The organism is Coprococcus phoceensis (assembly GCF_900104635.1).
In the GTDB taxonomy this organism is placed as follows: Bacteria; Bacillota; Clostridia; order Lachnospirales; family Lachnospiraceae; genus Faecalimonas; species Faecalimonas phoceensis.
Map to the genome: position 1 here is coordinate 144,019 of NZ_FNWC01000007.1, position 12,946 is coordinate 156,964.

The 12,946-nt window shown below is 40.2% G+C and carries 15 protein-coding genes and 2 tRNA genes; 10 read left to right on the forward strand and 7 right to left on the reverse strand.

All coding sequences use genetic code 11. The annotated features are described in order from the left end of the window. Nucleotides 1-18 precede the first annotated feature (18 nt). The 3 genes from BQ5364_RS04310 to rd form a co-directional block, all read right to left on the reverse strand. Nucleotides 19-954: a hypothetical protein gene (locus tag BQ5364_RS04310; RefSeq protein ID WP_004614656.1), complete on the reverse strand. Its 936-nt coding sequence runs from the start codon at nt 952-954 to the stop codon at nt 19-21. After that, nucleotides 932-1,471, reverse strand: a complete 540-nt coding sequence (locus BQ5364_RS04315) for an RNA polymerase sigma factor (RefSeq protein WP_004614655.1) — start codon at nt 1,469-1,471, stop codon at nt 932-934. The genes BQ5364_RS04310 and BQ5364_RS04315 overlap by 23 nt, the downstream gene beginning before the upstream one ends. Before the next feature lie 166 nt (nt 1,472-1,637). Continuing rightward, complete coding sequence (rd, locus tag BQ5364_RS04320) at nt 1,638-1,796, reverse strand: rubredoxin (RefSeq protein WP_004614654.1); 159 nt, start codon at nt 1,794-1,796, stop codon at nt 1,638-1,640. Between the two features lie 192 nt (nt 1,797-1,988). Between rd and BQ5364_RS04325 the strand changes: the two genes are divergently transcribed. From BQ5364_RS04325 to BQ5364_RS04345, 5 genes are all read left to right on the forward strand, one after another. Next, nucleotides 1,989-2,738 (forward strand): polysaccharide deacetylase family protein, encoded by a 750-nt coding sequence (locus BQ5364_RS04325; RefSeq protein ID WP_071143725.1) that lies wholly within the window; start codon nt 1,989-1,991, stop codon nt 2,736-2,738. A 133-nt stretch (nt 2,739-2,871) separates the two neighbouring features. Further along, nucleotides 2,872-4,125 (forward strand): type I glutamate--ammonia ligase, encoded by a 1,254-nt coding sequence (glnA, locus tag BQ5364_RS04330; RefSeq protein WP_022250551.1) that lies wholly within the window; start codon nt 2,872-2,874, stop codon nt 4,123-4,125. A gap of 43 nt (nt 4,126-4,168) precedes the next feature. Beyond that, nucleotides 4,169-4,717: an ANTAR domain-containing response regulator gene (locus tag BQ5364_RS04335; protein WP_004614651.1), complete on the forward strand. Its 549-nt coding sequence runs from the start codon at nt 4,169-4,171 to the stop codon at nt 4,715-4,717. A 19-nt stretch (nt 4,718-4,736) separates the two neighbouring features. Then, the gene (gene dapF / locus BQ5364_RS04340) at nt 4,737-5,570 is read left to right on the forward strand and encodes a diaminopimelate epimerase (RefSeq protein ID WP_022250552.1); all 834 of its coding nucleotides are present in this window, start codon (nt 4,737-4,739) and stop codon (nt 5,568-5,570) included. Nucleotides 5,571-5,586: 16 nt separating this feature from the next. Beyond that, nucleotides 5,587-6,801, forward strand: a complete 1,215-nt coding sequence (locus BQ5364_RS04345; RefSeq protein ID WP_004614649.1) for an LL-diaminopimelate aminotransferase — start codon at nt 5,587-5,589, stop codon at nt 6,799-6,801. A gap of 47 nt (nt 6,802-6,848) precedes the next feature. On the opposite strand, the gene BQ5364_RS04350 is transcribed toward BQ5364_RS04345, so the two are convergent. From BQ5364_RS04350 to BQ5364_RS04360, 3 genes are all read right to left on the reverse strand, one after another. Further along, nucleotides 6,849-7,532 (reverse strand): phosphoribosylaminoimidazolesuccinocarboxamide synthase, encoded by a 684-nt coding sequence (locus BQ5364_RS04350; protein ID WP_004614648.1) that lies wholly within the window; start codon nt 7,530-7,532, stop codon nt 6,849-6,851. A gap of 153 nt (nt 7,533-7,685) precedes the next feature. Next, complete coding sequence (locus BQ5364_RS04355; RefSeq protein ID WP_004614647.1) at nt 7,686-8,477, reverse strand: MerR family transcriptional regulator; 792 nt, start codon at nt 8,475-8,477, stop codon at nt 7,686-7,688. 16 nt (nt 8,478-8,493) lie between these two features. Then, nucleotides 8,494-9,135, reverse strand: coding sequence for a YitT family protein (locus BQ5364_RS04360; protein ID WP_004614646.1), 642 nt, complete (start codon nt 9,133-9,135; stop codon nt 8,494-8,496). Between the two features lie 179 nt (nt 9,136-9,314). Between BQ5364_RS04360 and BQ5364_RS04365 the strand changes: the two genes are divergently transcribed. The 5 genes from BQ5364_RS04365 (at nt 9,315) to BQ5364_RS04385 (ending at nt 12,343) form a co-directional block, all read left to right on the forward strand. Further along, nucleotides 9,315-9,385 (forward strand) — tRNA-Gln (locus BQ5364_RS04365). Nucleotides 9,386-9,395: 10 nt separating this feature from the next. Continuing rightward, nucleotides 9,396-9,469 (forward strand) — tRNA-Pro (locus BQ5364_RS04370). Between the two features lie 200 nt (nt 9,470-9,669). After that, nucleotides 9,670-10,326: a hypothetical protein gene (locus tag BQ5364_RS04375; RefSeq protein WP_022250553.1), complete on the forward strand. Its 657-nt coding sequence runs from the start codon at nt 9,670-9,672 to the stop codon at nt 10,324-10,326. Nucleotides 10,327-10,342: 16 nt separating this feature from the next. Then, the gene (locus BQ5364_RS04380; RefSeq protein ID WP_071143726.1) at nt 10,343-11,320 is read left to right on the forward strand and encodes an alpha/beta hydrolase; all 978 of its coding nucleotides are present in this window, start codon (nt 10,343-10,345) and stop codon (nt 11,318-11,320) included. A 12-nt stretch (nt 11,321-11,332) separates the two neighbouring features. Beyond that, nucleotides 11,333-12,343: a hypothetical protein gene (locus tag BQ5364_RS04385; protein ID WP_071143727.1), complete on the forward strand. Its 1,011-nt coding sequence runs from the start codon at nt 11,333-11,335 to the stop codon at nt 12,341-12,343. A gap of 34 nt (nt 12,344-12,377) precedes the next feature. Here BQ5364_RS04385 and BQ5364_RS04390 read toward each other — a convergent pair whose 3' ends face one another. After that, nucleotides 12,378-12,878, reverse strand: coding sequence for a GNAT family N-acetyltransferase (locus BQ5364_RS04390; RefSeq protein WP_004614634.1), 501 nt, complete (start codon nt 12,876-12,878; stop codon nt 12,378-12,380). Nucleotides 12,879-12,946 lie beyond the last annotated feature (68 nt).

The following is a 12,946-nucleotide window of genomic DNA, read 5'->3' on the forward strand; positions in this document are numbered from 1 at the left end:
CAGGAGGAAGTCTGAGATCTATAGTGGATACCAAACTCCATCGATTCCAATTGCATCTATCTGCGTCCAATCGCAGCGGTTCGAGAAGCCATAAATCCAACGGAATCCTTCAAAGGAATCATCTTGAACTGCCTCACGACTGGAATGATTTATTCCAACTTTCTTTTCTGTTGATGATTTTCCTGTCAAAACGTCTTCTTTACCATTCTTATAGCGGAAAGTAATCTGGACGTCCCCGGGATCTTCAGGAAAATTGGTATCTGTATCTCCTTCTGCCCATATTGTGATTCCAAGTGGAGAGTATTCTAATTTTGTATACATTTCAGATTTTCCTAAAGCTATAGATTTTGGTTCTATCGTCTTTTTTAGTGAAACGGTGAGATATTGTGTGGATTTTGGAATGTTGATACGGATATTCTCCTGTTCCCCGTTTATGTCCAGCCAGTAATAAGCTTCTTTTTCATTTGACAGATCAGTATAATAACACATGCTTGCCGCTTTTGAGGCAACCGGACCTGGCAGCTGCTTCAGTTCTTTTTCTGCTTCTTTTGTCAGTGCTTCCAGTTTTATCAGTATACGTCCGATATTACCATCATATGCCATGTCTACAAGGGAGAGAGAATAATCATCTGTCGAAATTTTTTGGTCTGAAGTAAGGACTTCTTTTTCGTTTAGACCAAACATTTTTTTTATAGACCATCCAAGTTCCTCAGATGCCACCGCATATGCACCGCCACCCAATATTGCTGCCAAGACGAAACCAGCCGCCAGTCGTTTCATAGTCCGTAAAAATCGAACCTGCTTTTGCTGCTTCATATTCTGGTGAACTTTTTTGAGTGTCATATTTCGAATTTTCTCTTCGTCACAGTTGACAGAATCAGACTTTATGTCTGTAAGCAATACATCTTTTGAATCCAAATGTCCAAATAATTCATACAGATTTACTTTTTTCATGAGTCACTCCTCCTTCTTTGAATTTTGTGATTAGTTTATCGCGCCCTCGGTATAATTTGGATTTCACAGTAGATATGGGTAACTGCATTGTATTGGCGATTTCATTCAGTTTAAATCCGTAAAAATAATATGCCAACATCAGATGTTGTTCAACGGCATTAAGCTCATTTAGCAGTTCCCGAATTTTTTCGATTTGTTCTTTTTCACCGAAATATTCATCCACACAGATAAAATCCAATACACTCTCTTCTTCAAGAACAATCTGTTTATGTTTTTCTCGTAAGCGGTTTCGTGTTTGATTTCTGGCAATCTGTGCTAAATATGGTTTCAAAGTATTGTGATTTTCAAATGACTGCTGTGATTTCCATAAGGAAAAAAATACGTCAGAAACAATTTCTTCCATATCTTCCTTTTCTAAACAGTCACAGGAAATCCCTTTTACAATCGTATAAACATATCCGGTATATTGTTTCATAAGGTTTTCCAATGTTTTTTCATCCAATACCAGTTTTTTCATCTTATTGAAATCCCCCCTTTCACTTACCTATACACAAAATCAAAGGAAAAAGTTTCATTAAAAAAGAAATATTTTTAATAAATTTGTTGGAATATACAAAAAATCCGAGGAGAATTCACGTGTTAGAGGATTCTCTTCGGATTTTTGAAAATAAAGTCAAAAGTAATTATGCTTCTACAAATACTTCTTTACCCATTCCGCAGATTGGACATACCCAATCTTCCGGGATATCTTCAAAAGCTGTTCCAGGAGCGATTCCATTATCTGGATCACCAACTTCTGGATCGTATTCATAGCCACATGGTTCGCAAATATATTTCTTCATAGTAATACCTCCTTATAAATAACATGATAGATCAGTTACTATCATAATCTTTTTGACAAAATTTATTCTAGCAGAATTTTTGATAAATGTCTAGATAAAAATAGTAATCTTTCCTATTTTGTGCAATTTGCATAGATGTTATGTCTGAAAAGTTTGTGCATATATTAATAAAAAGAGAGAGTGGGTGTTTGGATGAAGAGAAAAATTCTGATGTCTGTATTGGTTTGCTTGTTTATTTTAGGAACGTGTATGGGTGCGGTGAGAGAAATATCTGTAAGCAACACAGTCAACGGCAGAGAATTGCCGATTTATTCTGTGGAGACAGAAGCAAAGCAGGTGGCGCTTTCCTTTGATGCAACATGGGGAAATGAATATATGAAGCAGATTTTGGATGTGCTGGATAAATATGATGTGAAGGCAACGTTTTTTCTTACAGGAAACTGGGTAGGGAAATATCCGGAAGATGTAAAACAGATTCAGCTTGCAAGGCACGATATCGGAAATCATAGTGAGAATCACAAAGCGATGAGCCAGCTCTCAAAGGAAGCTTGCAAAGAAGAGATTGTATCTGTACACGAAAAAGTAAAAGCTTTGACGGGGATGGAGATGAAATTGTTTCGAGTTCCTTATGGAGATTATGATGATCAAGTGATCAGGACAGCAAAAGCTTGTGGATACGAAGTGATACAGTGGTCGATTGATTCTCAGGATTGGAAGGATTATGGGAAGGAAAGCATTGTAAAAACTATTTTAAAAAATAAAGAATTAAAAAGTGGGGCGATTATTTTGATGCATAGTGGAGCAAAATATACAAAAGATGCTTTGGAATCTGTGATTTTGGGGCTTCGAGAACAAGGATATGAATTGGTTCCGGTGTCAGAACTAATTTATAAAGAAAATTATCATTTGGATGTGACCGGAAGACAGATAAAAAATAAATGAGAAATTAAGACTGATAAAATCATTTTAGAAGTAATTGACAAACGTAAAGCAGGTCGATATAATTATAAGAAACAAGGGCGTTTTCCGTGGAGTGAGAACGTCCATTTTTATTTCAGGATTTGGAGGGATATCAGTGAGAAACTATACAAAAAGAGACATATACAGACTTGTAGAAGAAGAGGATGTGGGCTTTATCCGGCTTCAATTTACAGATATATATGGAATGATGAAAAATATAGCAATCACGACAAACCAGCTGGAAAAAGCGCTGGATAACCGATGTGTGTTTGACGGTTCTTCCATCGAGGGATTTGCAAAGGATGAGGACTCGGATATGTATCTGTATCCGGATTTGAATACATTTGAGATTTTTCCGTGGAGACCACAGCAGGGAAAGGTTGCGAGACTCATTTGTGATGTGTATCGTCAGGACGGAACCCCTTTTGAGAATGATCCGCGGCATATTCTAAAAAAGACGGTTGAGAAAGCAAAAGCTATGGGATATCAACTACAAGTAAGCCCGAAGTGTGAGTTCTTTTTGTTCCATACAGATGATCATGGACTCCCGACAACCGTATCCCATGAAAATGCAGGATATTTTGATTTGGGACCTTTGGATTTCGGGGAGAATGCAAGACGTGACATGGTCCTGACATTGGAGGATATGGGGTTTGAGATCGAGACTTCTCATCATGAAGCGGCTGCGGCACAACATGAGATTGATTTCCGATATGATGAGACATTGGCTGCCGCCGATAAGATGATGACATTTAAACTTGTGGTAAAAACGATTGCAAAACGGCACGGACTGCATGCAACATTTATGCCGAAACCAAAATCAGGAGAAAATGGTTCGGGTATGCATCTGAATATGTCCTTGACAAAAGACGGAGTGAATCTGTTCGCCGATGAGAATGGTGAGAATGGACTGAGTCAGGAAGCAAGTTATTTCATCGGAGGAATTATGGCGCATATTCAGGCGATTACACTGATCACCAATCCGATTGTAAATTCTTATAAAAGACTCGTGACAAGAAGAAAACCGGTATTTCGGATTCCGGCAGAGCGCGGGGAGAAAACGAGAGTTGAGTTTCGAAGTCCAGATCCATCTGCCAATCCATATCTCGCATTTGCAGTGTGCCTTGCGGCTGGATTAGAAGGAATTGAAAAGAAGATCCTTCCGCCGGAACACATGGAAAAATATAATGAGTTACTTCCGGGAAGTCTCCTGGAAGCAGTCAGAGCTTTTGAAGAGGATACATTTGTTCAGAATGTTTTGGGAGAAGATTTATCAGCCAAATATGTTATGGCAAAGAAAAATGAATACCAGCAGTTCCGAGAGTATGTGACAGGCTGGGAACTGGAAAAATATTTGCACAAGATTTGAGTCTTTCTGTAATGAATAACCCGTTGAGCCGAAGGAGGTAAGTATGAGTAAAATTATTGTTGTGTTTCCCAAAAAGGATACAGCAACGAATATTCGTAATATCTTAGTGCGAAATGGTCTGGCAGTTACAGGAATCGGGACGACAGGAGCCCAGGCAATACAAAGTGCGGAGACGTTGGATGAAGGAATTGTGATTTGCGGTTATAAGATGCTGGATATGATGTATACGGAATTGCGGGAATATCTGCCGGATACATTTGAGATGCTCGTGATCGCATCTCCGGATAAATGGGGAGATGGGATTGTAAACGGCGTGGTAGGACTTACGATGCCGCTGAAGGTGCATGATTTGCTCAGCACGCTGAACATGATGCTGCAGGCGATAGAAAGGCGGAGAAAGAAGAGGAATGCGAAGCCGAAAGCCCGCAGCGAGAAAGAACAGGCGTTACTGAGAGAAGCGAAAGTATTACTGATGAACCGTAACAACATGACTGAGGACGAGGCTCATCATTATTTGCAAAAATGTAGTATGGACAGTGGAACAAATATGGTAGAGACGGCACAGATGGTACTAAGTGTTATGTCAGGATAAGAGAGTTAGGAGAAATGAAATGAAATTTACGAAAATGCAAGGTTTGGGAAACGATTACGTATATGTGAATTGTTTTAAAGAGACTATTGAAAATCCGCCAGAGATGGCGAAAAAGGTAAGCAACCGGAATTTTGGAATCGGTTCAGACGGATTGATCATGATTAATCCGTCTGATGTGGCTGATTTTGAGATGGAGATGTACAACGCGGATGGTTCGAGAAGTGAGATGTGCGGGAACGGAATCCGCTGTGTTGGAAAGTATGTGTATGATTACGGTCTGACAGAGAAAGAGCACATCTCTGTTGAGACACTTGCCGGAATCAAATATTTAGATTTGACGGTGGAAGATGGAAAAGTGAAACTTGTAAAAGTAGATATGGGAAGTCCGGAGCTTGTGCCGGAAAATATTCCGATTGTGGCGGATGGGAACCGTGTGATTGATGAGCCTATCAACGTGAATGGAACTGAGTATCGTATGACCGGAGTCTCAATGGGAAATCCTCATGCGGTCGTCTATGTAGAAGATGTGAAAGGACTTGATATTGAGACAATCGGTCCGGCATTTGAGAATCATGAGCGTTTTCCGAATCGTGTGAATACAGAATTTGTGAAAGTGCTTGATCGAAATACAGTTGAGATGCGTGTGTGGGAACGTGGATCGGGAGAGACGATGGCCTGCGGAACGGGAGCGTGTGCAGTCGCAGTCGCATGTATTCTAAATGGATTTACAGAAGATAAAGTGACAGTAAAATTACTTGGAGGGGATTTACAAATCGAATGGGATAAAGAGGCGGACAAGATATATATGACCGGTCCGGCGGAAGTTTCATTTGACGGAGAAATAAACCTATAAACGGAGGAAAAAGAATATGTTTAAAATAAATGACAACTATTTGAAACTGCCGGGAAGCTATCTGTTTTCGACAATTGCAAAGAAAGTGGCTGCCTACACACAGGCAAATCCGGAACAGTCTATCATCCGGCTTGGAATCGGCGATGTAACACAACCGCTTGCTCCTGCGATTATTGATGCACTTCATACGGCGGTAGACGAGATGGGAGTGTCGGAGACATTTCATGGCTATGCGCCGGATTTGGGATATGAATTTTTAAGAAGTGCAATCGCAAAAAATGACTATGTCCAAAGAGGCTGCGACATCTCAGCGGACGAGATTTTTATTTCAGATGGTGCAAAATGCGATTCCGGAAATATTCAGGAGATTTTCAGTAAAGACAATAAAATTGCAGTATGTGATCCGGTTTACCCTGTGTATGTGGATACGAATGTCATGGCAGGGCGCACCGGAGTGTATGATGCAAAGACAGAGATGTGGAGCGATGTGATCTATATGCCATGTACTGCTGAAAATGGATTTGCACCGGAATTGCCAAAGGAGACACCGGATATCATCTATCTTTGTTTCCCGAATAACCCTACAGGTTCGACGATTACAAAAGAACAACTGCAGGTGTGGGTTGATTATGCGAATAAAGTCGGAGCTGTCATCATATATGATGCGGCGTATGAGGCATACATTTCAGAAGAAGATGTGCCGCACAGTATCTATGAATGTGATGGGGCGAGAACTTGCGCAATCGAACTTCGCAGTTTTTCAAAAAATGCCGGATTCACAGGTGTCCGTCTTGGATTTACAGTCATTCCAAAAGAGTTGAAATGTGGAGATGTGACACTGCATTCACTGTGGGCGAGACGTCATGGCACAAAATACAATGGGGCGCCGTATATTGTTCAGCGAGCAGGAGAGGCCGTGTATTCAGAGGCTGGAAAGGTGCAGCTGAAAGAGCAGGTAGCGTACTATATGAAAAATGCAAAGACGATTTCGAATGGCCTGAAGGAAGCGGGATACACTGTATCAGGTGGAGTCAATGCGCCATATATCTGGCTGAAAACACCTGATCAGATGACTTCGTGGGAGTTTTTTGATTATCTGTTAGAGAATGCAGGAATTGTTGGAACACCTGGATCCGGATTTGGTCCGAGCGGAGAAGGGTATTTCCGACTGACAGCGTTTGGAACATATGAAAATACAGTTGCAGCGATCGAGCGGATTCAAAAATTGTAATAAAACAAAGGAACGTGGGGAAAATTCTCACGTTCCTTAAAAAATAATTATCTATTTAAAATTAATTTTGTCAATTCAACTGGCTCTACAATTTTTCCGTCTTTGTATACACGCATGTTACCAGAAGCGATCTCATCAATTAAGATTACTTCGTCGTTGTTGTAACCAAATTCGAATTTGATATCCCATAAATCAAGACCGATTGATTTTAAATCATCAGCAACGATCTTTGTGATCTTTAATGTCTGTTCTTTCATGCTTTCGAACATCTCAGGTGTCATGATTCCCAGAGCTGCAAGACCTTCACTTGTAACAAGTGGATCGCCAAGAGCGTCATTTTTGAAAGTACATTCTACATATCCACCGTCTAATACAGTTCCGTCTTCCATGTACTCTCCGTATCTGCGGATAAAGCTTCCTGTTGCAACAAGGCGGCAGATTACTTCAAGTCCGTGTCCGAATACAGTTGCTGGAAGTACTTCCATAGTAGCTTCTTCTACATTCGCACTTACATAGTGTGTTTTGATTCCGGCTTCTTTTAATAATTCAAAATAATGAACAGAAGTCTCTAAGTTTGCTTTTCCGATTCCTTCGATTGTTAAACCAACAGCGTTTTCGCCTGGATCAAATACTCCGTCTTTTCCAGTACAGTCATCTTTAAATTTTAATAATACATTTCCGTTGTCAAGGCTAAATACGTCTTTTGTTTTTCCTTCATAAATCTTTTTCATCTTAAAATATCCTTTCTGTGTTTGAATTAAGGGCTAGAATAAAAACCTTACCTTTATTTTTTATCACAAAATTGGAATTTGTACAATTTATTTTTGGTAAAGATTTCAAAAAAAGTGATTTTGTATAAAAAAATAAAAAAAACAGATTAAAAATTAGATACATCGTATCTGTAATTCTATGATATGTTCATTTGCATCTTCTGACTGATGGATGTCAACCCAAAGAATTTCAAGAACAGGATCGACAGGTGTCAATCCGTTTTTGGATGCATAGTCAAGCATTTTTGGTATATATGTGGCGTTTTGGTTGCAGCTTCCCTGATAGCAAAGTGAAAGATAATTACCGGCGGGAAGTGTGTCGTTTCCGTGCTCATCAATGATAAATACAGCCTGATAATCCTGAAAATGTTGTTTGCGCACATCGTTTAAAGCAAGAAGAGAGCCAATACGATTATTTCCGATGATATAAAGATTGTGTTCATCTTTATTTAACAGCTGCTTGATCAGAACGTCCATCTCCTCATCTGTCTGGTAACCGGACTGTATCATATGGCAATGTCTCGTATGGTGATAAGTCTGCTCTATGATGCCAAGAGGATGGCGCCTGACGTCTTTTAAAGTCTGAAGACGATTTTGAACATTTTCTCTCAGCGCATATAATTCTTCCAGTTTGTTATCAATTGCAGACAATTCCTGTTCAAACAGAGATTCGGTAGAGGTGATGCTGCGGTTATTCAGATAGTCTTTAATCTGTTCCATTGAAAAATCCAGATTTCGCAGGTCACGAATGACATTCAGACGCCAAATATCATGAAGGCTATATAGCCGGTAGTCATTTTCGCTGCGCTTGGGAGTCAAAATCCCAAGTTTTTCATAATAACGCAAAGAATCTGTTCCAATGTGATAAAGTTTTGCGATTTCCCCAATTTTAAAATATTTTTTCATAATGCATATCTCCTATTTATTCGCTGGCAGGTACAGAAGTTTCGTCTAAATTGAAATTTTGGACAAAATCAATCAATAGTGACGATACCATAACAGTTATTACAGAAAAAATGATTCGTTCAAAAGGAATGTAAGACAAAGACAATCCAAGTACCAGAAAATCCGTAAACAGATAGGATCTGGAAAGGCGCCAACGCGTCACTTTTGAAATTGTGAGTGCCAGCGCGTCATCACCACCACTTGAACCGCCTTGCCGAACGATCAGACCAACTCCGATTCCGACAAAAATACCTCCAAGCAAAGCGCAGGCAAGTGGATAAGGTGTCAGATCCGGAATGACCGGAGGGAATAATTCCCAAATTTCAAAAAACAAAGAGACGCTGAGCGTAGAGATAATGGAAATCTTGATAAATCTACCGCCCAAATATTTGAAGGCAAGCAGATAGCAGGAAATATCCAGTATCGGAGTGATAACAGAAGGAGAGATGCCAAACCAGTGATTGATAAGCAGCATCATGCCAAGCACGCCGCCTTCGGTAATTCCTGTCTGTTGATGAATATTGTAAATTCCAAAAGAACAAATGGCAGCGCCAAGTACGATCCATGTGATCTTTTTAAGAGTAAATCCGTCTGTGAACCGTTCCCAAATCGTTTTCATTATGAAATACCTCCTAGATTTGATAATCAAATAGTAAACCTTAGTATAGTGCCAAGGTCAAGGGATTTCTAGTGCGAATTGTAAGAAAAAACAAAAAAATAAAAAAAATTTAAAAAAGTGCTTGCAATTTTTTGAAATATATGTATAATAATATTTGTTCGCAAGAGAACACAGAACATTGCGGAATGGTGTAATGGTAGCACAGCAGACTCTGACTCTGTTAGTAGGGGTTCGAATCCCTTTTCCGTAGTTACAAAAAACGGAGTGTGGCTCAGCTTGGTAGAGCGCTACGTTCGGGACGTAGAGGTCGCGTGTTCGAATCACGTCACTCCGATTTTTTATTGGAATATTGTTTGGCGATAAGCTTTGAGATGAGATGGCAGAGATTATGTTATTTTATCTGAAAGCTTATTTTTTGTTGCGCAGGAAATCTTTAGTGCTTATTTTAGTAGAATACTATTGCTTAAATTCGGAAAAAAAGTTACTATATTTACTATAAGAAAAGAGAATATAGAAAAGAAAGAGAGAACGCGCATGAAAAAAGTAGAAAAAAGAAACTTTCAAAGTGTAAAAACAAAGCCGGGGTATGTCCGTACGGCGTTGCCTTTATTGTTGTTGGTTGTTTTTGCGATTATGGGATTGGTAATCGTGGAGATGATTATGGAAAAAGATTCTTACAAACCAGGAAAGATTACGGGTACTCATTACGAAAGTGAGATGCTGGGTATTTCTTTTGACGCGCCGGAAGGATTTGAGATGTCTTCTCAGGATCAGATTGATGAGCAATTGAAATCAAGTGTTTCTTTTGCTAATGTAATGAAAAGTACAAGTGGAAGACGCATGGAGATGGCAGCGATATCGGAAAAAGGAACATCTGTCAGTGTGATTACGTGGAACATGGAAGGTGACGATATGTCGGCAGAACAATATGTGGAGTCCAGTAAAAAGACGGTTATGCAGCAATATGAGACGAAAGTAAAATTTACAAATGACGGAGAGATATTTTCAAAAAAAATTGCAGGTGAGACATACGAATGTCTGAAACTTGATTTTACATCGGATGACACAAAGCGATGCAGTGAGTCGTATGTCCGTATGGTAGATGGATATGCGGTGCTGATCGGTATTGCGTATGGACCTGAGAATACAGCGGAGCGAGATGCTGTTTTAGAGGCTGTAAAAGCATTGTAAAAAGAGAGGGGAAAAGATGTTTGGAGAAGTGATCAGACTATGGGAAAACGGAGAATATTCGTATCCGCTTGCATGTGGATTTGTACCGAATCTGGTGAGTTATATTCATGAAGATGAAAAAATCAGACCTTGCATGATCATCGTTCCGGGCGGTGGGTATCGATTTGTCTCGCAGCGGGAAGGTGAGATTGTGGCAAGAACGTTTTATGATAAGGGATATAACACGTTTGTGCTGACGTATACGACTGATTTGACGATGACAGAACCGTTAAAGGAGCAGCCGATGAAAGATTTGGCGCGTGCCATCCGCAAGATCAGGCAGGGAGCGGAACGATATCAGATAGATTCGGAAAAAGTTATTTTGTGTGGATTTTCGGCAGGTGGTCATCTTTGCGCAAGCGTGTGTGTACACTATGAAGATATTCAGGATGAGCACAGAGTGTATAAACATTTCTCGTGCAGACCGGACGCGGTAATTTTATCCTATCCGGTTATTACTTCCGGAGTATATGCGCATAGAGGTTCGTTTGAAGCGTTATACGGAAAAGAGCCTTCTGAAAAAGAGATGGAATATATGTCGCTGGAAAAACATGTGACAGAGAAAATGCCGCCTTGCTTTGTGTGGCACACGGTAGATGATCAGACCGTGCCGGTGGAGAACAGCCACTTGTTTGCAAGAGCCTGTAAAGATCAGGGCGTTTTGTATGCGTTCCACATATTTTCACATGGAAAGCATGGCTTGTCACTTGCCAATGAACAGTGGGCGAGCAGAGAATGCGGAGGCGCATATACAAAAGAGCAGATGCAGCTTTTAGTAAAAAGTATCGAAAATGGAACGATTACATTGCCGAAAGAGGCAGAAGAAAAAGTTTATGAAGAAGTCACAAAGGTTCGACCGAAAGATGAACCGAATGAGGAAGTGTCTATTTGGCCGGAGCTTGCCGACCGTTGGGTGAAAGCAATTTTGGTAAACGTTAAGAGGAATGTCCGATAAAGGAGGAGCCTGATGAGAAGACGAAGATGTAGTTTATGCGGAGGGAAACTGGTAAACAATAAATGCGTGGAGTGTGGTCTGGACAATTCAAAAAGTGATGTATCTTACAGAGTGAATGAAAGCAAATGCACTCATGAGCCTTTGACGCATGTACATCATGAGGCGGAGAAAGTTTCGAAAGCCCATACTGTGAAGAAGGTGCCGGCAAAACAATTTCAGAAGGGCAAACATACGGTTAAGATTTTCGTTGTCATAGGGATTCTGATATTTGTAATCACTGGATTTGCCCAGATTGCTCAAAAGATACAAATGAGCAGTTGGAAAGAAGAATCTGTGGAGGAATATGATCCATATAAGTATTTGGAGAAGACACTGCCTGAGACAGGAGAGCACTTTGAGGAGACCTACACGGGAGGAGAATATATTGTCGGGCTGCATATTCCGGAGGGGCAGTACCGGGTAGAATTGTTATCGGGAAGTGGAAGCGTTGATTTGGAAGACAGTGAAAACCATGTGTACTATTCTGAATTTTTGGCAGATGCACAAGAGGAAGGTGTCGAAAGAGAGATAGAAGATTTCCGTTTGTTTGCAGGGGCGAAAGTAGATATAGATTCACAGTTGGAAGTAAAATTCATCTCTGAGAATGCACAGGTGCAAGGAATGAAATCAGGAATGGAAAATCCTTTGACAGAAAGCGTTGAGATCAAAGAGGATGCGGTTGCGGGGAAAGATTTTCCGGCGGGAGTTTATGATGTCACGTTTCGGCGTCCTGATGAAGAGGAGTATGGAATGGGATATATGAAATACATTGTGCCGGGTACCATTCGCGAAGAGGATATTGAAGAGTATGAAATAAGCACAGGAAGTGTTCTGCTTGGAGAACCGGAGGAAATTTACCACAATGTGGTGCTGCCGGAAGGAACGACCGTGACGGTGGAAGAAGGAATTATCATTCTCACACCGAGTGAGAAAATTGAATCGGAAGATTATGGGGCATATTATGCAGATCAGTATGTAGAATAGTATCAGGGCAGAGTGATTACACTCTGCCCTGATACTATTCTACTTTATATTCTAAGATATAGTCGTCCATCACATAACCTTGTCCGATATCGGTTACTTCGGTTCTCACTTTTTGAAATCCGAGATGTTCGTAGACTGCAAGTGTGCTCTCGTTAAAACGATTGCAGGTAAGCCAAATCTTATTCAGATTTCTCATCTTGCAGATCTCGATAAATTTCCGGAACATATAAGATGCGATTTTTTTGCCGCGAAAATCTTTATGTACATAGAGCTTGCTTAAAAACAGGCTGCCATTTTCTTCGTGAATGCCGGCAAATCCAGCAAATGTGTACTCGTATGAAAATAAAAAATATTCATAATCATGATTGATCTGGTCTGCCAAAGCCTCCGGTGAAAGAAATTTTTCGAGCATATAATCAATCTGTTCTGTTGAAAGAATCGATGAGAAGTGTTCATGCCAGATTTCATCTGCAAGTGCGGAAACAGAAAAAATAAGCTCTTCATTTGTGACGGGAATAATTCTTAAACCATCCAAGATAGTAATCCTCCTTTGCTTGAGTGTTGCTGTTCACAGTAACACGTGATTAAGTTTTATTGTAAAGG

Bases quoted from the DNA above. Each gene is read 5' to 3' on its own strand.
- BQ5364_RS04310 (WP_004614656.1), bottom strand. From the start codon at position 954: ATGAAAAAAGTAAATCTGTATGAATTATTTGGACATTTGGATTCAAAA.
- BQ5364_RS04315 (WP_004614655.1), bottom strand. From the start codon at position 1,471: ATGAAAAAACTGGTATTGGATGAAAAAACATTGGAAAACCTTATGAAA.
- rd (WP_004614654.1), bottom strand. From the start codon at position 1,796: ATGAAGAAATATATTTGCGAACCATGTGGCTATGAATACGATCCAGAA.
- BQ5364_RS04325 (WP_071143725.1), top strand. From the start codon at position 1,989: ATGAAGAGAAAAATTCTGATGTCTGTATTGGTTTGCTTGTTTATTTTA.
- BQ5364_RS04335 (WP_004614651.1), top strand. From the start codon at position 4,169: ATGAGTAAAATTATTGTTGTGTTTCCCAAAAAGGATACAGCAACGAAT.
- dapF (WP_022250552.1), top strand. From the start codon at position 4,737: ATGAAATTTACGAAAATGCAAGGTTTGGGAAACGATTACGTATATGTG.
- BQ5364_RS04345 (WP_004614649.1), top strand. From the start codon at position 5,587: ATGTTTAAAATAAATGACAACTATTTGAAACTGCCGGGAAGCTATCTG.
- BQ5364_RS04350 (WP_004614648.1), bottom strand. From the start codon at position 7,532: ATGAAAAAGATTTATGAAGGAAAAACAAAAGACGTATTTAGCCTTGAC.
- BQ5364_RS04355 (WP_004614647.1), bottom strand. From the start codon at position 8,477: ATGAAAAAATATTTTAAAATTGGGGAAATCGCAAAACTTTATCACATT.
- BQ5364_RS04360 (WP_004614646.1), bottom strand. From the start codon at position 9,135: ATGAAAACGATTTGGGAACGGTTCACAGACGGATTTACTCTTAAAAAG.
- BQ5364_RS04375 (WP_022250553.1), top strand. From the start codon at position 9,670: ATGAAAAAAGTAGAAAAAAGAAACTTTCAAAGTGTAAAAACAAAGCCG.
- BQ5364_RS04380 (WP_071143726.1), top strand. From the start codon at position 10,343: ATGTTTGGAGAAGTGATCAGACTATGGGAAAACGGAGAATATTCGTAT.
- BQ5364_RS04385 (WP_071143727.1), top strand. From the start codon at position 11,333: ATGAGAAGACGAAGATGTAGTTTATGCGGAGGGAAACTGGTAAACAAT.